The sequence below is a fragment of the Mesorhizobium loti R88b genome (assembly GCF_013170845.1).
In the GTDB taxonomy this organism is placed as follows: domain Bacteria; phylum Pseudomonadota; class Alphaproteobacteria; order Rhizobiales; family Rhizobiaceae; genus Mesorhizobium; species Mesorhizobium loti_B.
The window spans coordinates 4,797,339-4,817,980 of the sequence record NZ_CP033367.1; the positions used below are offsets into that span (position 1 = coordinate 4,797,339).

The 20,642-nt window shown below is 62.3% G+C and carries 25 protein-coding genes; 11 read left to right on the forward strand and 14 right to left on the reverse strand.

Annotation, left to right across the window (positions count from 1 at the left end):
- Positions 1–38: 38 nt before the first annotated feature.
- Entirely contained in the window at positions 39–1,106 is a 1,068-nt protein-coding gene (locus tag EB235_RS23460) for an aldo/keto reductase (protein ID WP_027028695.1), read from the reverse strand.
- A gap of 119 nt (positions 1,107–1,225) precedes the next feature.
- Positions 1,226–1,687, reverse strand: a complete 462-nt coding sequence (locus tag EB235_RS23465; RefSeq protein ID WP_080680700.1) for a hypothetical protein — start codon at positions 1,685–1,687, stop codon at positions 1,226–1,228.
- A 396-nt stretch (positions 1,688–2,083) separates the two neighbouring features.
- Between EB235_RS23465 and EB235_RS23470 the strand changes: the two genes are divergently transcribed.
- The gene (locus tag EB235_RS23470; RefSeq protein WP_080680699.1) at positions 2,084–2,248 is read left to right on the forward strand and encodes a hypothetical protein; all 165 of its coding nucleotides are present in this window, start codon (positions 2,084–2,086) and stop codon (positions 2,246–2,248) included.
- 138 nt (positions 2,249–2,386) lie between these two features.
- Here EB235_RS23470 and EB235_RS23475 read toward each other — a convergent pair whose 3' ends face one another.
- Positions 2,387–2,893, reverse strand: coding sequence for a DUF1993 domain-containing protein (locus tag EB235_RS23475; RefSeq protein WP_027028693.1), 507 nt, complete (start codon positions 2,891–2,893; stop codon positions 2,387–2,389).
- 141 nt (positions 2,894–3,034) lie between these two features.
- On the opposite strand from EB235_RS23475, the gene EB235_RS23480 reads away from it, so the two are divergent.
- Complete coding sequence (locus tag EB235_RS23480) at positions 3,035–4,087, forward strand: DUF1176 domain-containing protein (protein WP_027028692.1); 1,053 nt, start codon at positions 3,035–3,037, stop codon at positions 4,085–4,087.
- A 34-nt stretch (positions 4,088–4,121) separates the two neighbouring features.
- Here the strand turns inward: EB235_RS23480 and EB235_RS23485 are convergent, their stop codons facing one another.
- From EB235_RS23485 to EB235_RS23515, 7 genes are read right to left on the reverse strand one after another with little or no spacing between them, the layout of a single operon-like run.
- The gene (locus EB235_RS23485) at positions 4,122–5,015 is read right to left on the reverse strand and encodes an alpha/beta hydrolase family protein (protein ID WP_027028691.1); all 894 of its coding nucleotides are present in this window, start codon (positions 5,013–5,015) and stop codon (positions 4,122–4,124) included.
- 32 nt (positions 5,016–5,047) lie between these two features.
- Positions 5,048–6,658: an NTP transferase domain-containing protein gene (locus EB235_RS23490; RefSeq protein WP_027028690.1), complete on the reverse strand. Its 1,611-nt coding sequence runs from the start codon at positions 6,656–6,658 to the stop codon at positions 5,048–5,050.
- Positions 6,655–7,359, reverse strand: coding sequence for an XdhC family protein (locus tag EB235_RS23495; RefSeq protein WP_027028689.1), 705 nt, complete (start codon positions 7,357–7,359; stop codon positions 6,655–6,657). The genes EB235_RS23490 and EB235_RS23495 overlap by 4 nt, the downstream gene beginning before the upstream one ends.
- 4 nt (positions 7,360–7,363) lie before the next feature.
- A complete protein-coding gene (locus tag EB235_RS23500; protein ID WP_027028688.1) occupies positions 7,364–7,702 on the reverse strand; it encodes an XdhC family protein in 339 nt (112 codons plus the stop codon).
- 48 nt (positions 7,703–7,750) lie between these two features.
- On the reverse strand, positions 7,751–9,016 hold the full coding sequence (locus EB235_RS23505; RefSeq protein ID WP_027028687.1) for a vWA domain-containing protein: 1,266 nt from the start codon (positions 9,014–9,016) through the stop codon (positions 7,751–7,753).
- 5 nt (positions 9,017–9,021) lie between these two features.
- On the reverse strand, positions 9,022–9,951 hold the full coding sequence (locus EB235_RS23510) for an AAA family ATPase (protein WP_027028686.1): 930 nt from the start codon (positions 9,949–9,951) through the stop codon (positions 9,022–9,024).
- Positions 9,948–10,475, reverse strand: coding sequence for a flavin reductase (locus EB235_RS23515; RefSeq protein WP_027028685.1), 528 nt, complete (start codon positions 10,473–10,475; stop codon positions 9,948–9,950). Before EB235_RS23515 ends, EB235_RS23510 begins: the two co-directional genes overlap by 4 nt.
- Before the next feature lie 179 nt (positions 10,476–10,654).
- Between EB235_RS23515 and EB235_RS23520 the strand changes: the two genes are divergently transcribed.
- Both EB235_RS23520 and EB235_RS23525 read left to right on the forward strand, forming a co-directional pair.
- Positions 10,655–11,725 (forward strand): branched-chain amino acid ABC transporter substrate-binding protein, encoded by a 1,071-nt coding sequence (locus EB235_RS23520; protein WP_027028684.1) that lies wholly within the window; start codon positions 10,655–10,657, stop codon positions 11,723–11,725.
- Complete coding sequence (locus EB235_RS23525) at positions 11,725–12,747, forward strand: P1 family peptidase (protein WP_027028683.1); 1,023 nt, start codon at positions 11,725–11,727, stop codon at positions 12,745–12,747. The genes EB235_RS23520 and EB235_RS23525 overlap by 1 nt, the downstream gene beginning before the upstream one ends.
- Positions 12,748–12,759: 12 nt before the next feature.
- Here EB235_RS23525 and EB235_RS23530 read toward each other — a convergent pair whose 3' ends face one another.
- Positions 12,760–13,014: a DUF2171 domain-containing protein gene (locus tag EB235_RS23530; RefSeq protein WP_027028682.1), complete on the reverse strand. Its 255-nt coding sequence runs from the start codon at positions 13,012–13,014 to the stop codon at positions 12,760–12,762.
- A 133-nt stretch (positions 13,015–13,147) separates the two neighbouring features.
- Between EB235_RS23530 and EB235_RS23535 the strand changes: the two genes are divergently transcribed.
- From EB235_RS23535 to EB235_RS23550, 4 genes are all read left to right on the forward strand, one after another.
- Positions 13,148–13,885 (forward strand): DUF2259 domain-containing protein, encoded by a 738-nt coding sequence (locus tag EB235_RS23535; protein ID WP_027028681.1) that lies wholly within the window; start codon positions 13,148–13,150, stop codon positions 13,883–13,885.
- 56 nt (positions 13,886–13,941) lie between these two features.
- Positions 13,942–14,406: a hypothetical protein gene (locus EB235_RS23540; protein ID WP_032925327.1), complete on the forward strand. Its 465-nt coding sequence runs from the start codon at positions 13,942–13,944 to the stop codon at positions 14,404–14,406.
- Positions 14,407–14,563: 157 nt separating this feature from the next.
- Positions 14,564–15,871, forward strand: a complete 1,308-nt coding sequence (gene purB / locus EB235_RS23545) for an adenylosuccinate lyase (RefSeq protein WP_027028679.1) — start codon at positions 14,564–14,566, stop codon at positions 15,869–15,871.
- Positions 15,872–15,899: 28 nt separating this feature from the next.
- Positions 15,900–16,247, forward strand: coding sequence for a hypothetical protein (locus tag EB235_RS23550; protein ID WP_027028678.1), 348 nt, complete (start codon positions 15,900–15,902; stop codon positions 16,245–16,247).
- 3 nt (positions 16,248–16,250) lie between these two features.
- On the opposite strand, the gene EB235_RS23555 is transcribed toward EB235_RS23550, so the two are convergent.
- Complete coding sequence (locus EB235_RS23555; RefSeq protein WP_027028677.1) at positions 16,251–17,069, reverse strand: VOC family protein; 819 nt, start codon at positions 17,067–17,069, stop codon at positions 16,251–16,253.
- A gap of 243 nt (positions 17,070–17,312) precedes the next feature.
- Between EB235_RS23555 and EB235_RS23560 the strand changes: the two genes are divergently transcribed.
- A complete protein-coding gene (locus tag EB235_RS23560; RefSeq protein ID WP_027028676.1) occupies positions 17,313–17,867 on the forward strand; it encodes an RBBP9/YdeN family alpha/beta hydrolase in 555 nt (184 codons plus the stop codon).
- Between the two features lie 17 nt (positions 17,868–17,884).
- Here the strand turns inward: EB235_RS23560 and EB235_RS23565 are convergent, their stop codons facing one another.
- Positions 17,885–18,658, reverse strand: a complete 774-nt coding sequence (locus EB235_RS23565) for an HpcH/HpaI aldolase family protein (protein ID WP_027028675.1) — start codon at positions 18,656–18,658, stop codon at positions 17,885–17,887.
- A 226-nt stretch (positions 18,659–18,884) separates the two neighbouring features.
- Positions 18,885–19,205, reverse strand: coding sequence for a DUF1476 domain-containing protein (locus EB235_RS23570; RefSeq protein WP_027028674.1), 321 nt, complete (start codon positions 19,203–19,205; stop codon positions 18,885–18,887).
- A gap of 277 nt (positions 19,206–19,482) precedes the next feature.
- Between EB235_RS23570 and purC the strand changes: the two genes are divergently transcribed.
- Both purC and purS read left to right on the forward strand, forming a co-directional pair.
- The gene (gene purC, locus EB235_RS23575; RefSeq protein WP_027028673.1) at positions 19,483–20,277 is read left to right on the forward strand and encodes a phosphoribosylaminoimidazolesuccinocarboxamide synthase; all 795 of its coding nucleotides are present in this window, start codon (positions 19,483–19,485) and stop codon (positions 20,275–20,277) included.
- A 44-nt stretch (positions 20,278–20,321) separates the two neighbouring features.
- Positions 20,322–20,564, forward strand: a complete 243-nt coding sequence (gene purS, locus EB235_RS23580; protein WP_027028672.1) for a phosphoribosylformylglycinamidine synthase subunit PurS — start codon at positions 20,322–20,324, stop codon at positions 20,562–20,564.
- Positions 20,565–20,642: the final 78 nt, after the last annotated feature.

The window sequence follows — 20,642 nt, forward strand, 5'->3', positions numbered from 1 at the left end:
CCCTCTGCTATTTCCGATAATTCCGTACCCCGCGCCAATCAAGGACAGGGATTGCCGACCCGCTGATGGATTGCATCCACCGCCTTCTGCATCTCTTCGGTCCAGACGACATCCACCGACGACAGCGCCATTTCGAGCTGCGGAATGGTTGTCGCGCCGATGATATTCGAGGTGACGAAGGGCCGGCTCGATACATAGGCATTGGCAAACAGCGCCGGCTCCAGGCCAAAGGAGCGTGCCAGTTCATTGTATTCGAGCTGCGCTTCAGCTGCATTGAGCGTCTCATAACGCTGACCTCGATTGAACAACTGCGAGCGTGACCCCTGCGGGCGCGCGCCATGGTCGTATTTGCCGGTCAAATAGCCCTGCGCCAGCGGCGAATAGGGCAGCAACGAAACCTGCTCGCGCTCGCAGACCTCGGCGAGGTTCACCTCGAAGGTGCGGTTGACGAGGTTGTAGGCGTTCTGGATCGAAGCGACGCGCGGGCCGATCCCTTTGTCGGCCTCGGCAAGGAACCGCATGACGCCCCAGGAGCTTTCGTTCGATAGGCCGAAATGGCGGATTTTTCCCGCCTTTACCAGTTCCTCGAACACTGCAAGCGTTTCGGCGATCGGCGTTTCGTCCGTCGGAGCGCCTACTGCATCGGCGCGCCGCGCTACAGCGCCGACACGTGTCGGATTGGCACCCCAGGGGATGTCCCGTTCCGGCCAGTGGATCTGATAGAGATCGAGATAGTCGGTGCCGAGCTTGGCCAGCGATTTGTCGATGGCGTCAAAAATATCGGCGCGCACCAGTTGCGAAGGCCTGTCGCCGCGAAACCAGGTGTTGGCGGTGCGGCCGACGACCTTGGAGGCAAGGATCACCTTGTCGCGGTTGCCCTTGGCCTTCATCCATCTGCCGATGATCTTTTCGGTCCGCCCTTGCGTCTCTGCCTTGGGCGGGATCGGGTAGAGTTCAGCGGTGTCGATGAAATTGACGCCGCGCGAAAAGGCCAGGTCCATCTGGGCGTGCCCCTCTGCCTCGGTGTTCTGCTGGCCCCAGGTCATCGAACCCAGGCAGATCTGGGTAACAAGAAGATCGGTCCGACCAAGACGGCGTTTGTGCATGGAATTCAGCTCCGGAGAGATAGGCTGGCGCGGTCGCGCGGGAGGAAGCCGCATCTATAGGGAAAGCAGCGGCGCTCTCCAAGCCTCGCCAGGCCGACTTTTGCGTGAACCAGCGGTGTTTAGCGGCGAACGCCGGCCACGGCGCGGCGCTTGGCCTCGTCGATCAGCATGTTGGCGATCTGCATGCGGATCATGGCGCGCTGGCGCAGATGCGGGGCGACGCGGTCGGGATGATTTGCGAAGGCAAAGCTGCGGCGCATGCGGCTGAAATCGGCAACCTGCTTGGACTGATCGAGGCCGAGTTCGGCTGCGATCGAGTCAGGATCGATCGGTGGCAGTTTCTCCTCGGGCTTCGGCACTTCGCCCGCCAGAGCCAGCTTGGCGTGGTCGAGCAAGGCTGCGAATTCGCTCGCCAGATCGGTACCTGCCTCGCGATACTCGGCGGCGGATACCTTGATGCGCCCGGAATGAAGCTCGTCGGCGACCGAGAGATAGTCGAACGGAATGGACGGACGCGCACCCGTCTCGTCGCCCTCGATGCCGTCGACCTTGTCGGAGGCAACAAAGAGGTCGTCGAGCAACGACGCGAAATCGCGCTTGGCGCTGGTAGCGATGTCAGCCTCCCCCTTGCCCGACTGTCCAGGCTACAGAGCATAGAACCGGCTCGTTAAAAATACATGCCACCGATCTTAACGAATTTAGCCGTTGCGAGGATTGCCGCCCGGGTACCAAGGCCCCTCCAACAAAAAGCCGGACCGCATTTTCATGCAGTCCGGAAATTCGCCAGGAGTGGCGAGGAAAAACTGGCCATGTGCCAGCATCGAAGCCTACGGTTCGTGCGGCACAGAAGTTTCACCGGGTCGAAAAAAATTTTATGAAAATCATCCGGACATAGCAGGCATGCAAATGCTGCACTGCACAATTGTCACGATTCACCTATATTGGCTGGCGTGGAGGACCAACCAGGAGCCTGAATCATGGGTTTCTTCACTGAAATGTTCGCCCGGCCACGCCCAAAAGAACATCTGAGATACCGGGCGGCGCTCGCACTGCTCCACTCAATGAGCAATGCCGACCGTGCCGACATCGGTATCAAGCCCGCCGATTTTCCACGCATCGCCCGCGAAATGTCCATTGGGTAGACTCTTTGTTTTGGCGCAATTCCCAAGGGAAAGCGCTATCCGCTTTTCCCGGAAAAACCGCCGACACTTTTTCTGGAATTGCTCAGAGCAGTAGCCAGATGTCCCGGGTCGCTCCGGGACATCTCAAAGCCTGATTTCTCAGCGCGCTCCGAGGAATGTCGCCTTGCCCAGCGGCACGCCATTGTGGCGAAGGATGTCGTAGGCTGTGGTGAGGTGGAAATAGAAATTGGGCATGGCCAGATGCAGCAGATACTGCATGCCGCCCAGCGTCGTTTCGCGTCCGCCGAGTTTCAACTCGATCACCTTGTCGTCGGATCCATCGATATCGGCAGCCGAAAAAGTCGCCAGAAGCGCGAGTGTCTTGGCGATCCGCGCCTCCAGATCGGCGAAAGTCGCCTCGTTGTCTTCATATTTCGGCACCTCGCGGCCGGCCAGCCGCGATGGCGCCCCCTTGGCATGATCGGTCGCGATCTGCACCTGCCGGGTCAGGGCGTACATGTCGGGTGCCAGTCTCGAGGTCAGAAACACCTGCGGGTCGATCTTGCGGTCAAGCGCATTCTGTTCGGCTGCCGCCAGCACACTGGAAAGTGCTTTCAGCCTGGCTGAAAACACGGGCACGGATGCCTCATACATCGATATCGTCACGTCAAATCTCCTATCCGGCCCGAACGCCGGCTGGGGGACGTAGCGCCTGTGCGCACGATTCTTCAAGCGCCGTAAGGCACCGCGTCACCACGTCGCCGCAATCGCCGTGGTAGAATTTCCGGTATCGAGCGGAGATTCCCGATGAGACGCGTCCTTCTCGCAGCGACAGCCCTTCTCTCCCTTGCCGCCATGGGCCATGCGGCACGTGCCGCCGACGACGCGCCCGAAGCACCCTATGTCGACGACCGGTCGAGCGCCGAGGCGGTCATCCGCTCGCTCTACAGCGCCATCAATCGCCACGAATTCACCCGTGCCTGGGGGTATTATGGCGATGCGAAGCCGGCTAAGGATTTCGACAGTTTTGTCAAAGGCTATGACGGTACCGACAAGGTGGAAGTCGCGACCGGCGCCGTTTCAGACGAGGGTGCCGCCGGCAGCATCTTCTACAACGTGCCTGTCGCCATCCGCGCCACGGACAAGAGCGGCGACGCAAAAGTATTTGCAGGCTGCTACACACTGCGCCAGGTGAACGCCCAAATCCAGGCGGCGCCGCCCTTCGATCCGATCCACATCGAAAAAGGCGCACTGAAACCTTCGACCGCCGATCTCGAGGAGGCTGTGCCGCCAAGCTGTGGCGACGGACCACCACCGCCGAAGAAGGATACGGCACTTGAGCAGGCCAAGAAGGCCTTTCTGGCGACCTATGGCGGCCAATGCGACAACGACCTTCTGGCCACTGAGCCGGATGTCTTTTCGATCAAGTACAAGGACAAGAATGGCCAGCCCGGTGATCCGGACAAGGAAACGCGGCTGTTCCATTTCTCCTGTGCGGCCGCCGCCTACAATGAAAGCTCGGTCTACTACATGACGGATGAGGTCGACGGCGTGCGGCAATTGCAGTTTGCCGAACCGGAGACCGATATCCGCTACCAAAACAACGACAGTGACGGCAAGCTGTTGAGCGTGACGGTGATCGGCTTCCAGACCACGGGATGGGCCACCAACTCCGACTATGACCCGGACGCCCATACGATCACCACTTTCAACAAATGGCGAGGCATCGGCGATGCCTCCGACTCCGGCACATATTTGTTCCGTAACGGTGATTTTTCGCTGGTTCAGTATGACGTCGACGCGTCCTATGATGGTGAAGAAAATCCGCAGACGATTGTCGACTACAACACCGCACCCTGAAGCGCGATGCGCTTCAAGGTTTTGTCCTTCCGTATCAAGGCGCCTTCGACAGCATCCAGTTGAGCGTGCCGCGCCAGTCGATCATGCGGATGGGCGTGCCATGTGTGCCGGTCTCGAAGCGGACGAAACGGGTCGGATACGTCTTTGATCTGGCGAGGATCGAACGGAAGAAGGCTTCCTGGTTCGCTATGGGAAAGACGACATCGTGGCTTCCCTGACCGAAGAAAACCGGTACGCGGCGTTTGAAGGCAGGGCTGGCCAAAAAGCTCTCGTCCCAAAGTGAGCCGAGCAGCAGCAACCCATTGATGCGGCCACCGGTGTCCTTGCGTCCGGCAAGCTTCCAGCACAACGCGCCGCCCATCGAGCCACAGGCGACGAAGATTTTAGCGCCCGGCGACTGTGCGGCGTAGTGCTCGACCAGGGCGGCGACCTGAGCCGCACCTTTGTCGCCGAAATCGGTAAAGTCCGGGGTGAGATAGAGGCCGCCATTGCCGGCCATCAAATTCTTGATGCGGTTGAAATTCCCGCCGAAAGTAAAGTCGTCGACACCCTGCTTGCGGCTGCCTCCCTGCCCATGCAGGTAAAGCACGATGATGCCGGCGCCTTGCGTCTTGCCGACGGCGACGTGCCTGACATCGCCGGCATCGGTCTTCAGCAGCAGGTCCTGCTGCACCTTGCGAACGCTGGTGTCGGTATATTGCGGATGCACGCGCTTTTCCGGCACCTCGTCGCGCTGGTTGATGTCGCGCATCTCGCGGTAATCGAGGACCGTGTAGACGCCGTTGGTGTCGGATGACAGCGCGGCCGGGTAGGCGAAGAGATCGTCCCTGAAGGGTTTTAGTTCGAGCGCATCGGCATGGCCGGCAACGCAAAGAACAAATGTTGCGAAGAGAAAGCCGTGAAGAGGGGAAAGGAAAGGAAACGCCATACCGCAGGCTTGCGTAATTCAGCCTGGGTTTGTCAATCCTGCAGCACGCCGCCGGCGCCTTCGAGCGCCTCGCGGGTGTCAACATCGACAGACGCGCCCTCGCCAATCTCGACATCGACGACATCGAGCCCTTCGGCCTCGACCAGATGGCGCGCGCCGGTGTCGCCTTCGAGATGGGCGATGGCCGGGAACAGCGAGCGCGGCAGGAGCACCGGGTTGCCGCGCTTGCCCTCATGCGAAGCGCGGACCACCGAATTGCCTCCGGCTTTGCGGAACGCATCGATCAGCCGGTCGAGATCGGCGGACGCGACGCCCGGCATGTCTCCCAGAACGATCATCGCACCGGCGATGTCCTCAGGCAGATAGGCGATACCGGCCTTCAGCGAGGTGGACAGGCCGTCGGCAAAATCGGGATTGTCGGCGAAGGTGACGTCGAGGCCCGACAAAGCCGCGCGCACGCGCTCGCGCTGATGGCCGGTTACGACGATCGTACCCGAAGCCTTCGAGGCGAGTGCACGCTCGGCCGTGCGGCGCACCAGCGATTGACCGTTAAACAGGGCCAGCAGCTTGTTCGGCCCGCCCATGCGGCTCGACCGGCCAGCCGCCAGAAGCACGATCCCGACCTTCAGCTGGCTCTTGGCCGGCAGCGGTTCGCGCGGCTGCGGCCGCGTCGGGATTTCCATCAACAGCCCGCCGACCCCCATGCCGGCGATGTCCTTGGCAGTAACGTCGAGCCCTGCGACCAGCCGGTCCAGCACCCAGTCAAAGCCGTTTTCCTTGGGGCTGCGGGCGCAGCCGGGCGCACCGATGATGCGTTTGCCGGCAAGTGTGCCGAGCACCAGCAGATTGCCGGGATCGACCGGCATGCCCGCGCGGATGACAGTACCCCCCGCCATTTCGATCGCCGCCGGAACGACATCGGCGAAATCGCTCATCGCCGAAGCGCCAAAAATCACCACCATGTCGTTGTCGCGCGCCAGCGACGCGGCAGCCTCCGCCACGGCCGTGATCTCATGCGCCGTGCGGCGCTCGGCCGTCAGCCTGCCGCCCGAGCGCGCCAGCCGCGCTTCAGTGACGCGCAAGGTCTTGTCGAGCACGCCGGGCTTGATGCCCGGCAGAACGGTCTGGATGACGCCGACGCGCACCGGTTGATAGGCGTTGACGGCAAAGATCTCGCCGCCGACGCAGATTTTCATGGCGGCATCGACCAGCGCGGAACTGACCGCGAAAGGAATGATCTTCACCGTCGCCACCATTTGGCCCCTCTCGACCGGCGCATGTTGCGCCAGCGTGGCGATGGTGATGGCCGGATCGATGGCGTTAATGGCGTCGATCATCCCGGCGTTGACGGTGAAGATGCCCGCCGCACCAGCATGGAGGTTGACCCGCCCGGTCGCAGCCGGCCTGGCCTCGATGCCGCGAAACGCCATGCTCTGCGCGATCTTTTGCGCCGCGGCATCCTCGCTGAGATCGTCCGAGGCCAGCACGGCGGCAACGACCTGCGAAATTCCGGCACTCTTGAGTATGGAGACGTCCTCGGCGCTCAGTCGGTGCGCCTTGCGAAAGCGCTTTTCGCCAGCGGTCGTAGCATGCGCCAGCACCGCGCCTTCGGCCGTTTCAACCGGAATGGGCCCGAATTTCACGCGGCTACGCCCTTGGCATCGAGGCCGCGCGAGCGGAAGGCGTGGACGACTTGCGCCAGCACCGCCACGGCGATCTCGGCGGGGCTCGCGGCACCGATGTCGAGCCCGATCGGCGCATGGATGCGGGCGATCTGGTCCGCACTCGCGCCTAGCGCCAGCAGGCGTTCGACGCGCTTGGCGTGCGTCTTGCGGCTGCCAAGCGCTCCGACATAAAAGCAATTGGCGTCAAGCGCCGCCTTCAGCGCGAAATCGTCGATCTTCGGGTCATGGGTGACGGCGGCGAGCGCCGTATAGCTGTCGAGCGGCTGGCGCTTCAGCACATCTTCCGGCCATTCGGCATGCAGCGCGACATCGGGAAAGCGATCCGGTGTCGCAAAGGCAGTCCGCGGATCGATGATTTCGAGGGGGTAGCCGGCGATTTTCGCCATCGGCGCCAGCGCCTGGCTGATGTGGACCGCACCGATCACCACCAGGCGCGGCTGCGGCAGATGCGCGTTGAGAAAGAAGGTCCGCCCTTCCGCCTCGACGGAACCGGAATTGCCCGACCGAAACGCCTTGGCGATCGCGGCTCCGAGGTCCCCGGCAACCTGGTCGCCCTCGCGCACGATGCGATCACGGCCGTCACCGAGGTCGGTGACCAGGATCGCCGCGCGGCGGGCGCGGCGCTCGGCGTTGAGCGTTTTCAGTGCATAAGGATCCATTGGATCAGCCTAGTCTCTCAACATAAACCTTGATGCGGCCGCCGCAGGACAGGCCAACCTGCCAGGCGGCCTCGTCGGCGACACCGAACTCCAACATTTTCGCCTTGCCCGTATCGATGACGTCGATCGCCTCGGTCACGACAGCCCCTTCGACACAACCGCCTGAGACGGAACCGTGAAAATTGCCATCCGCATCGATGACAAGATGGCTGCCCACCGGGCGTGGCGCCGAACCCCAGGTCTCGACCACGGTCGCGATAGCGACATCCTTGCCGTCCTTCATCCAGCCTTCCGCGATGATCAGCGGATCGCGGGCTTCATCGAGATAAATGTTGTCGCTCATCGTTGCTTCTCTCAGGGTCTGTTTTTCCAAGGAGCCGGAAACATATGGCTATGCGGCGTGCCTCGCGCCAGCGTCCATCCATCGCCGCGGATCGACTGAAAGCGCCGACTTCTTGTCCAGCGAGGCGCAGAGGTCGGCGAGCGCGTCGAGATTGTGCACCGAGCGGAATTCGTCGACATGCGGCAGCATCGCCTTGACGCCGCGGGCTCGCGCCTGAAAACCGTCGAAGCGTAGCAACGGGTTGAGCCAGATCAGCCGCCGGCAGGATTTGTGCAGCCGTTCCATTTCCTCCGAGAGGCCGGCGACATCGTCACGCTCCAGCCCGTCGGTGATCAGAAGCACGACCGCGCCCTGCCCCAGCACACGGCGCGACCACAGCTTGTTGAACTCGGCCAGCGTATCGCCGATGCGCGTGCCCCCTGACCAGTCCTTGACCGCCGCCGAACAGTCGGCAAGGGCGGCATCGGGATCACGATGGCGCATCTGCCGGGTCAGGTTGGTCAGCCGGGTGCCGAAGACGAAGGTGTGCACGCGGCGGCGCTTTTCCGTCAGCGCATGCAGGAAATGCAGGAAGATGCGCGTGTACTGGCTCATCGAACCGGAAATGTCGGCCAGCACCACCAGCGGCGGGTGGACTTCGCGGGCAGAGCGGAATTTCGGCAGGATCAGTTCGCCGCCGGTGCGCGCGGCCGAGCGCATCATGGCGCGCGGGTCGATGCGGCGGCCATGCGCATCGGCCTTGAAGCGCCGGGTCCGCACCATGTCGACAGGCAGTCGCAGCGCTGCGATCGCCTTCCTGGCATCGGCCATCTCGGCGGCGTTCATCTGGGCGAAATCCTTGGCCCGCAGCACCTCGTTGCCGGAAAAGGTGAAACGGGCATCGACCTCGATCTCAGGGATTTCCTGCGCTGGCTGGTTCTTCTGGTGGCCTTCGAACATCGCCTGGCTGACGCGGTTCTCGGCTGCGCGCGGCTTCTGCTTCTCCCTGGCGTCAGGCGCCACCGGCGAAAACATCGCCAGCATCTTCTCGATCAGTTCGTGCGACTTCCAGAACAGCCGGAAGGCTTCGTCGAAGATCGGGTGATCCTCGTGCCTGGACACCAGCACGGCGTGCAGCGTCCAGTAGAAATCGTCGCGCGAGCCGATGCCGGCGGCCAGCACCGCCTCGATCGCATCCTTGACCGAGGCCGGCCCGACCCGCATGCCGGCCTTGCGCAAGGTGCGGGCAAAATAGACGATGTTGTCGGCGATGCGTCCGTCCACCGTCGCCTCTCTGGGGTCGGCCTCTTTGGGGTAAGCACCCGGCGCCTTCATTGCCGCTACTCCGCCGCCGCGAGCTCGGCCTTGACCTCGTCGAGGATGCGCCGGCCCTCGCCCGCGCCGATGCGGGCAATGTCGTCCTGGTATTTCAACAGCACGCCGATCGTGTCGGACACGGTTTCGGGATCGAGTGCCACCTTGTCGAGTTCGGTCAGCGCGCCGGCCCAGTCTATGGTCTCGGCGACGCCCGGCACCTTGAACAGTTCGATCTGGCGCAGCTTCTGGATGAAGGAGACGACCTCGGCCGAAAGCCGCTGGTTGGCCTGCGGCACCTTGCGGCGCACGATCTCCAATTCCCGCTCGGCATTGGGATAGTCGACCCAGTGATAGAGGCAGCGCCGCTTCAGCGCGTCGTGGATCTCACGAGTGCGATTGGTGGTGATGATGACGATCGGCGGCTCTTCCGCCTTGATGGTGCCGAGCTCAGGCACTGTTACCTGGAAGTCGGACAGGATTTCGAGCAGGAAGGCCTCGAAGGCCTCGTCGGTGCGGTCAAGCTCGTCGATCAGGAAGACCGGCGCCGCACCCGCCTTGCCGGTCAGCGCATCGAGCACCGGGCGGCGGACCAGGTATTTTTCGGAGAAGACGTTGCGCTCCATGGCGGAGCGATCGACCTTGCCGGCCGCCTCCTCCATGCGGATTTCGATCATCTGCGCGGCGTAATTCCACTCATAGACGGCCGAGGAGACATCGAGCCCCTCATAGCATTGCAGGCGGATCAGCCGGCGGCCGAGCGCCTGCGCCAACACCTTGGCGATCTCGGTCTTGCCGACGCCGGCCTCGCCCTCAAGGAACAGCGGCCGGTTCATGCGCAGCGACAGGAAAAGCACGGTCGCCAGCGACCGGTCCGCCACATAGTCCGCGCCGGTCAGGAGATCGAGTGTCTCGTCGATCGTCCGCGGCACGGGGCGCGGGTTCAGTTCGGTCATTCTTTCTCCGTGAACGCCGCCACTCCGCTGTCCAGGACGTGGTAGCCGCGGGCGTGGTAGATCAGCGGACGCAAATTATCGCCCATGCGCAGACCTGTCACCTTGCCAAAAAGCACACGATGGGTGGCCAGATCCTTGGTGTCGATCAATTCGCAGTCGAACACGGCGAGCGCGCCCTTCAGCGTCGGCGCACCTGTGGAAATCACATCCCACTCACCGAGCGCGAAACGCTCTTCCAGCGACAGGTTGGTGATGCCAGAAAAGCCGACCGACAGCGGCTCCTGGTGCGAGGCCAGTGTGTTCAAGGCAAAGCGGCCGTTTTTCACGAACAGCTCGTTCTTGGGATTTTCGCGGTTGAGACAGACCAGAATGGTCGGCGGTGTGTCCGACACCGAACAGGCAGCGATCACCGTCGTGCCGCGCTTGCCAGCCGGCCCATCCGTTGTAACCACGTGGACGTGACCGGCAAAATGGCTCATCGCATCGCGATAGGCCTGCGGTCCAATATCGTTCTTCTTCAGCACCGGGAATATTCCATGGCCAGCATCTCCTGACATATATGGCCAGACATGACACGCCACAAGCGAAGTGGCTGAAGCGTATCCCGAAATTCGCGTGTTGCGCCAAAGCCGGGCAGCCTTTAGGTCTTGGCGGCAAATCGTGCCAAGAGCATAAGACCGGCACAAAGGACGCCATCGCTCGAATGCGACCCGGGACAAGAACAATAACGGCGCTGTTCTGGCTGTTTGCGGCCGGCGGGGCGCATGCCGAGACGCTGCTGGTCGGGGTCGCCGCGCCCTTGTCTGGACCTTCAGCCATCCTCGGCAAACAGATCGAGCTTGGCACCGGCCTGGCGGCGCAAGCCAACGGCATCGAACTCAAGACCGTGGACGACGCCTGCACCGCCGATGGGGGTGCTGCCGCGGCCAGGGATTTTGCCGCAGCCAAGGTCAATGTCGTGGTCGGCTTCCTCTGCACCGACGCCATCGAGGCGGCGATGCCGATCCTGAAGGACGCCAATATCCCGGTCATCACAGTCGGCGTGCGCACCGAAAGCCTGACCGACCGCCGCGCCAAGACCGGCTGGCCGGTCTATCGGCTCGGGCCGCGTGGCGACGACGAGCGCAACGCGGTGGCGGCCAGCCTCACCCGACTGTGGCAGAACGAACTGTTCGCCATCATCGACGACGGCACCATCTACGGCCGCGAGATGGCCGAGACATTTCGCGCGGCGGCCGAGCAGGCAGCGCTGAAACCCGTCTTCGTCGACACGTTCAGGCCGCAGCTCGATAACCAGATCGGCCTGGTCGGTCGGCTGAAAAAGGCCGGCGCCACACATGTCTTTGCCGGGGGCGACGGCGACGACATCGCCATTATGGGCCGCGATGCCGCGCAGCTCCAGGCCGGCATCGTCTTTGCCGGCGGCGAGAACCTGCGCACGCCGCCCGGCGACGTACCTTATGCCTTGGGCACGTTGATGATCGCACCGCCTGAATGGGCCGACATCGCCGATCCAAAAGTGCTGGAAAGCTTCTCCGCCCAGAAGATCGCGCCGGACGGTTACACGCTGCCGGCCTATGCGGCGATCGAGATTGCCAAGGCGGCGGCGCTGTCCGAGAGTTCCGGCAAGCCGTTGACCGAGGCGTTGACCGGGCAGGATTTCAGCACCGCGATCGGGCCGGTCCGCTTCGACGCCAAGGGTGACCTCAGCCAGAGCCCGTACCGTGTCTTCCGCTTCGACGGCACGCGCTTCGTGCCCGCAGAAAGCAATTGATGTTCCGCACCGGGCCGCGCAACCTGATCACCGACGTTGCCGGCCTGCGCGTTGGCAATGCTTCCGATGCCAGGCTGAAGTCCGGCGTGACATCAGTGCTTTGCGACCAGCCGGCCGTAGCCGGGGTCCAGATCCTGGGCGGCGCGCCCGGCACCCGCGAGACCGACCTGCTCGAACCGCACAATTCCGTCGAGGCAGTGCACGCCGTCGTGCTCTCAGGCGGTTCAGCCTTCGGCCTCGATGCCGCGTCCGGGGTGCAGGCGGCGCTGCGCGAGCGCGGCATCGGGCTGGAGGTGGGCGGTTTTCGTGTGCCGATCGTGCCGACAGCAATCCTCTTCGATCTGCGCAACGGCGGCGACAAGGACTGGGGCCGCTACCCGCCCTACCGCGATCTCGGCTATGAGGCAGTGCAAGATGCCGGGCTCGATTTCCAGCTCGGCACGATCGGCGCCGGCACCGGTGCGCTGACCTCAGGGCTCGTAGGGGGTCTCGGCTCGGCCTCGACGCTGCTCGACAGTGGCGTCACCATCGGCGCGCTGGCAGCCGTCAATCCGACCGGCTCGGTGACCGTGGGGCGAACCCGCCATTTCTGGGCGGCGCCTTTCGAGATTGGTGATGAATTTGGCGGGCTCGGCTATCCCTCGCCAATGCCGGACGATGCAAAACGCATTTTGTTGAAGTATCGCGACAAGCGCGTCGCCGCGAAGACGGAGACCGGCGGCAACACAACCATCGCCGTCATCGCCACGGACGCGGTTCTTACCAAGGCCGCGGCCAAACGCCTGGCGATATCGGCGCATGACGGCTTCGTGCGAGCCATCTGGCCAACGCATACGCCGGCCGATGGCGACCTGGTGTTTGCGCTGGCGACCGGCACGAGTGGCATCGAACTGACGGCCGACGCGGCAATCGACCTCTATGCCGCAGCCGGAGCCACGATGGCGCGCGCCATCAGTCGAGGCGTGTTTGCCGCGACGCCAGCCGACAACGATCTGTTTCCGGTCTGGTCGTCGCGTCGCTAGCCAAACCGCCGATCAGACCGGATCGGATTTTTCTTCTTCGAACGTCACCGCGACATCGGAATTCGCCGACAGCCACACCTTCTTGCCATCGACCTCGGCAACCAGAGCCAGAGGAATGTAGTGGTGATGACCCTTGTGGGCGCCCTCGCCGCTGTCGGCCTTGGTCAGCTTGATGCGCTCACCGTCGACCTTGTCGACAGTGCCGACATGCACGCCATCGGCGCCAACGACTTCCATATGTTCACGAATTTTGCTGGTGTCGGTCATGGTGGTTCTCCATTGGGGACTGCCGACAATAACAAATGACGAGCCGATTGGATGCATCGGCTTTTGACCCGCACGACGTTTTGATTCGGCCGTGCTAGGGATTGAACGATTGCTGTGGCGCGAGTGAAAAACGATGCGAATGCTTTTCCTGTTTGCCGTTTCCCTGGCCGCTTCCTTGGCCGCACAGTTTGCGGCGTCGATCGGCGCCCGGGCCGGCGATGTCGCCGAGCTTGAAATCCTTGGCTTCACAAAGGACGGCGGCGTTTTCGCCTTCGAGGAATATGGCGTCCAGGACGGGTCGGGTTTTCCCTATGCCAACCGCTATTACATCGACACGAGGAATGACAGCTTCCTCCAGGGCACGCCGATCAGGGTCCGGCTCGACGACGAGAATGCCAAACTGGACGCTGCCCGCCTCCAGGCCCGGCAGAAAGGCGAGGCCATTGTCAGCCAGGCTGAGTTGAGCGCCAACCGCGGCATCACCGCCGGCTTCAACCCGGTGACCGAGCTTTCGGCCGATCCGCACCGCATAGTGGTCAATCCGCGGCCGATCTTTTCTCCGGTCGACCAGCCTCTCGAGTTCCGGCTGGACGAAATCGGCATGAACAATACCGAAGGCTGCGAGAGCCAGGGCGAGATCAACGGCTTCCGGCTGCTGCGCATCGAGGCGCAGGATGGCGGTGCCACCAAGTTGCTGCACGAGGACAAGTCGATTCCCAAGAGCCGGGGCTGCCCGAACGGCTATCGCATCGGTGCGGTCCAGACATTCTCCATGGACAGCCTCAGCGCCTATGCCGTCCTGATCGCGGTGCGCCTATATGGCTTCGAGGGGCCGGACTATCGCTGGATCGCCGTGACCGGCCGCCTGTGACAGCGCTCGTTCAACCCGCCAGGCGCAATCGTGCCCTGCGCCGCCTGCGCCACGCGATGCCAACACTGCGCGAAGCGCTTCTCGGTGCCGTGCTGTGGGCCGCCACGATGGGTGCCAGCGCGCTCGTCAACCTGTTGCTGGACAATTGGGTGACACCGGACAAGATCCGCACCGTATCGCTGCTGTTTGCGGGCGGCGGCGCCCTGGCCATTCCGGTTGGCCTGTTCGCCGCACGGCTGGTCTCGCTCGGAAGGGGCTGGGAGGTTGCCTTCGCAGCGACATTGGTGGGCCTCGCCGCCGCAACGATCGGCCTGACCGCCGGCCTGTACGCACTGCAATACCGGTCATACTACGCCGAATGGCATGCACCCGCCTTCACCCTGGAATGGGGGTTCCAACTCGTCTTCACCATGGCGGTGGCGTTCTACCAGTTCGTGGTGCTGGGTATCAGGCTCTATTTTCCACTGGGTTTCGTCGCCTTGTTTGCCGCGAGCCTCTGGTTTGCGCGGCGGCAACGTTGAGCATTTTGTCCGCCTCTGTTAGGACGCGGGCTAACCCAGAGCGGTTCGGCGTTTGGCAGAACCGCCGACCCGCTCTAATTCCTTCTCCTCGCAATTCCCGTGGGAAAACCGCTGCACATTTTTCCTGGAATTGCTCTAGATAAATCAGGACTGACCGATGATCCCTCGCTATTCCCGGCCGGAAATGGTCGCCATCTGGTCGCCCGAAACCCGGTTTCGCATCTGGTTCGAAATCGAGGCCCATGCCTGCGATGCACTGGCCGAACTCGGCGTTATCCCTAAAGCGGCCGCGAAAACCATCTGGGAAAAGGGCAGCGCGGCGAAATTCGACGTCGACAAGATCGACGAGATCGAGCGCGTAACCAAGCATGACGTCATCGCCTTCCTGACCCATCTCGCCGAATTCGTCGGACCCGACGCACGCTTCATCCACCAGGGCATGACCTCTTCGGATGTTCTGGACACCTGCTTTGCCGTCCAGCTCACCCGCGCCAGCGACATCCTGCTGGGTGACATTGACGGCCTGCTTGCCGCCCTCAAGCGCCGCGCCTTCGAGCACAAGGACACCGTCACCATCGGCCGCAGCCACGGCATCCACGCCGAACCGACAACCTTCGGCATCAAGCTGGCGCAGGCCTATGCCGAGTTCTCGCGCTGCCGCGAGCGGCTGGTGCACGCACGCGAGGACATCGCAACCTGCGCGATTTCAGGCGCCGTCGGCACGTTCGCCAACATCGAGCCCTATGTCGAAGAGCATGTCGCGGCAAAGCTAGGGCTTAAGCCGGAGCCGGTGTCGACGCAGGTCATCCCACGCGATCGCCATGCGATGTTCTTTGCCACGCTCGGCGTCATCGCCTCGTCGATGGAGCGGCTGGCGACCGAGATCCGCCATCTGCAGCGCACCGAGGTGCTGGAAGCGGAAGAGTATTTTTCGCCGGGCCAGAAAGGCTCGTCGGCAATGCCGCACAAGCGCAACCCGGTGCTGACGGAAAACCTCACCGGCCTTGCCCGCATGGTGCGCTCCATGGCGTTGCCGGCGATGGAGGATGTCGCGCTCTGGCACGAGCGCGATATCTCGCATTCCTCGGTCGAGCGCATGATCGGTCCGGACGCCACGGTGACGCTCGATTTCGCACTGTCGCGGTTGACCGGCGTCATCGACAAGCTGGTCGTCTATCCCGAGAACATGCTGAAGAACATGAACAAGTTCAGGGGTCTCGTGCATTCGCAGCGCGTGATGCTGGCGCTGACGCAGGCCGGCCTATCGCGCGAGGACTCCTACCGGCTGGTGCAGCGCAACGCCATGAGGGTGTGGGAACAAGGTGCTGATTTTCTTGAAGAACTTCTGGCCGACAAGGAAGTGACCGCGGCATTGCCCGAGGCGGAGATTCGCGAGAAATTCGACCTGGGCTATCACACCAAGCATGTCGATACGATTTTCAGGCGGGTTTTTGGGGAGGCCTGACAAGCTTCGTGCCGGAGCGATCTGAACGATGGGTGTGATCGTCATTGGTGAAGGCATCGAGGACTTTGGCACCGCATCTTGGTTTGCGCGGTGGGTGATCCGCTATTGTATCGGCGAAGTCGGGGAAAGACCTTACCTCGTCAACTTCAAAAACCAATATGATTGGGGCTACAATTGCATCTATGTGGATCAGCTCGCCTCAGCTGATCTCGCTGAATTTGCTGGTTTGCTGCACAAGTTTGTACTCGATTTCGAACTCGACGCTCCGAGCTACGATCGCGAGAAATTTCTTGCGCATGCGCAACACCTATCCGCGCTTGTCGACACCTACGTCGAGAAGCGTAAGGCTCTAGGGTCCACTGGAGCCGCCGAATAGGGCTTAACTGCCAGCCTTTCCAGGAACAGTCCTGATCACCGTGCCCCACGGGTCCTCACGGCTGCTCTCGCTGGCCACATTGTCTGAACGCATCTCGACCCAGGCAAGCCCCGACCGGCTGGGATCACGGCGGCCGGCGCCGGGACTCTGCCAGGCGTTCGCGCCGATATGGTGGTGATAACCGCCCGACGACAGGAAAACCGCCTGGCCGCCATATTTCGCCACCGTGTCGAAGCCGAACTCCTTGTTCCACCAAGTCTCTGCCTCTTCCGGCCTGCCGACGCGCAAATGGACATGACCGACAATGCTGTTTTCGGGCGCACCTTGCCAACCGGCATCGCCGGCCGGCACGCTGCCAACGACCGCAGGAATGTTCATGCGTTCCGTTGCCATCGCCACCTTGTCGCCGTTCCACTTCCAGTCCTGCGGACGGCGGTCGGCATAGATTTCGATGCCATTGCCCTCGGGGTCGGTCAGGTACAGGGCTTCGCTGACCAGATGGTCCGAAGCACCCTCGATGGCGATCTTGGCTGATATGGCATGGTTGATCCAGCGGCCGAGATCGGCGCGGCTGGGCAGCAGGAAAGCGGTGTGGAACAGGCCGGCGCTGCGCGGATCGTCCGGCTTGGCCGAAGGATCAGCCTCGATGACCAGCAGTGGGCGGCTGCCGGCGCCGAGCGTGATGGCGCCATCGGCACGGCTCAACTCCTGCAGCCCAACGACTCTGCGGTAGTAGGCCGCGAGGCTTTCGGCATCGCGTGCCTTGAGCCCGACGCGGGCAACGCTCACCGGCGTGGTGGCGGCAAATGGCAGTTCGCTCATCATTGTCTCCGTTGCGGCAACGCTTGATGGAACTCCAAAAGCCAGGAACCCGGCGCCGCCGATCAATGTACGTCGTGTCAGCGCCAAAATCCGGCCCCCACGGCTGTTTCTCTCCCGACGACAGATCGTCTATCGCAATCGTTCACACAAGACAGCGAAAAGCGAACATGGTGTTCACCATTCCGAGCAGGAGCATGCCCTTCAACGGTTGCATGAGGCAATCGGGCTCGCTATCTCAGCGCCATGAAAGTCAAAGACGCAGATATCCTGATCGTGCCGGGCTACACCAATTCCGGGCCTGAGCATTGGCAGACCCGTTGGCAATCGAAACTGTCGACGGCGCGCCGTGTCGAACAGGCGGAATGGTCGAAACCGGTGCGCGAGGATTGGACGGCGAGCGTGGCCAAGGCGGTCAACGAAGCCGAGAGGCCGGTCGTCATCGTCGCGCATTCGCTGGGGGTCGCCGCCGCGGTACAGGCCGTTCCGCGATTCGTGAGGCCAGTTGCCGGAGCCTTCTTCGTGGCACCGCCCGATGTCGCCAATCCCAAGATCAAGCCGAAGCACCTGATGACCTTCGGCCCCTATCCGCGCGAGCCGCTGCCTTTTCCGTCGATCGTGATTGCCAGCCGCAACGACCCGTTCTGCGCCTTCGATGTCGCCGAGGACATTGCCGGGGCCTGGGGCTCGCTGTTCATCGACGCCGGCGAGACCGGCCACCTCAATGCGGATTCGGGCTTCGGCCCGTGGCCCGAAGGATCCATGACCTTCGCCAAGTTCCTCACCGATCTGAAGGCGTAGTTTCTTCGGGCGCCTCGTCAGGCGCCGATCGAATCCTTGATGCCCTTCAGCAGGGTCTTTGCCCCCAGCGAAATCACCGCATGCTCGGACCCGGTGGCCAGCAGACGATAACCCATCGCCACGACACGGCCGGCAATTGCTGGTTCGACGACATAAATAGCGGCATGTTTACCGGCCTTGCGGGTGCGCTCGGCGACCGATGCTATCGTCTCCATCATGCTTTCCAGCGTCGAATTGACGGTCGTGCCGTTGCTCCAGGCGATCGAGAAATCCGACGGTCCCAGGAAAATGCCGTCAATGCCCGGCGTGTCGAGAATGCCGTCGAGCGCGTCAAGCGCGGCACGCGTCTCGACCATGGCGAAGGCCATGGTGCGCTGGTTGGTGTCGCGCAGCCATTCGGCATAGTCGCCCTTGCCATGGCGTGGAAAGGCGTAGGTGGGGCCCCAGGAGCGCTCGCCGAGCGGCGGATATTTCATCGCCGCGGCAAACAGCTTTGCATCGGCGACCGAGTTCACCATCGGCGCGATGACCGCTTCGGCGCCGAAATCGAGTGCCCGGCTTGCCATGTCGAAACGGCCGACGGGAATGCGCACCAGCGCTGGCTTGTTTGCCGCAAGTACCGGCACGAGACCGCGCAGCACGCTGTCCTCATGATGGCCGCCATGCTGCATGTCGAGCGTCACCGCATCGAAGCCCTGCTTGGCGAGGATTTCGACGGTCAGGGCGTCCGGCACGCCCGACCAGGCGGTGATCAGCGTTTCATCGGCGGCAAGGCGGGACTTCAGGGACATCAATCTCTTTCCTCGTTAACTCTGGGAGTTTCAGCCGGAAACGGCGGCAAAGGCAAAGAAAAACCGCCCGGCTTGGCCGAGCGGTCGATTGGTCCAGTCATTCCTGTCTGTCGCAGGCTCTGTCGCAAAACCGTGGGACACTTTTGCGGAACCTGCTTCCTTCCAACTGTCGCAGGTTCTGTCGCAAGGCCGTGGGACACTTTTGCGGAACCTGCTCCGGCCTTGATCAGGTGTTCTTGATCTGCTCGATCGCCTGCGCCATCAGTTCGTCCATGGTGCGGCGGATCTGGTGGTCCGACTGTTCGACGCCAGCGGCATCGAAATCCCGGCGGATCTTGCGGAACACGTCATGGTCGCCAGCTTCCTCGATGTCGGACACGACCACTTCCTTGGCATAGGCATCAGCATCCGCCCCCGACTTTCCGAGCTTTTCGGCGGCCCACAGGCCAAGCGCCTTGTTGCGGCGCGCCGAGGCCTTGAACCGAAGCTCCTCGTCGAAAGCAAATTTGCGCTCGAAGCCTTCTTCGCGGTCTTTCATGCTGCTCATGGCGTCCCTCCGGGTCAAATTCGATTCGTTTGCAAAAGGATATGTGTGTTGCCAAAGCACAAACCAAAAGGTCGCGAGCCGGTCAATATGCTTCATCGCATGCTGCGCTGCGGCATTTCAGTCCCGAAAGCGGTTGGTTGAAAGGATTTGCCGATTGAGCAAACGATGTGATTGGGATAGACCCGGCATTGAACCCAACCGTCGCCACAACTAATTTAGGCAGACGGACAGGAACTGGTCGCTTGCCGCCTGCCCGCAAATCCAGAGAAAAATTCAGATGAAAAATCGCCGCCGCATTTATGAAGGCAAGGCCAAGATCCTCTATGAGGGACCTGAACCCGGCACGCTGATCCAGTTCTTCAAGGACGACGCCACCGCGTTCAACAAGAAGAAACACGAGGTCATCGACGGCAAGGGTGTGCTCAACAACCGCATTTCCGAGTACATTTTCAACCACTTGAACCGCATGGGCATCCCGACCCACTTCATCCGCCGGCTCAACATGCGTGAGCAGTTGATCAAGGAAGTCGAGATCATCCCGCTTGAAGTGGTGGTGCGCAACGTCGCCGCCGGCTCGCTGTCCAAGCGCCTCGGCATCGAGGAAGGCACCGTTTTGCCGCGCTCGATCATCGAATTCTATTACAAGGCCGACGCGCTCGACGATCCGATGGTGTCGGAAGAGCACATCACGGCGTTCGGATGGGCGAGCCCGCAGGAAATCGACGATGTCATGGCGCTGGCCATTCGCGTCAACGACTTCCTCTCCGGCCTGTTCATGGGCGTCGGCATCCAGCTCGTCGACTTCAAGATCGAGTGCGGCCGCCTGTTCGAGGGCGACATGATGCGCATCGTCGTCGCCGACGAGATTTCGCCGGACTCCTGCCGCCTGTGGGACGTGGCAACGCAGGACAAGCTCGACAAGGACCGTTTCCGCCGCGACATGGGTGGCCTCGTCGAAGCCTATCAGGAAGTTGCCCGTCGCCTCGGCATCATGAACGAGAACGAGCCGCCGCGCCCGACCGGCCCAGTGCTTGTCGCCTCGACCGACGGCGTCAAAGGCAAGCCGCACTGATCGCGGCTTGCAAACCCGATACTTAGAACAGGAGCATGTCCAGCGTGATCAAGGCCCGCATTACCGTCACCCTCAAGAACGGTGTTCTCGACCCCCAAGGCAAGGCGATCGAACATGCATTGTCAGGCCTGGGCTTCGGCGGGGTCGGCGCGGTGCGGCAAGGCAAGGTGTTCGATGTCGAACTGGCAGAAAGCGACAAGGCCAAGGCCGAGGCCGATCTCAAGGCCATGTGCGACAAGCTGCTGGCGAATACGGTGATCGAGAACTACAGCGTAACGCTGGGCTAACTCCCTGTTTCAATGCAATTTCCCAGGGAAAGCGTTATGCGCTTTCCCTGGGAACCATTTTGCACTTTCCTTGAGTTG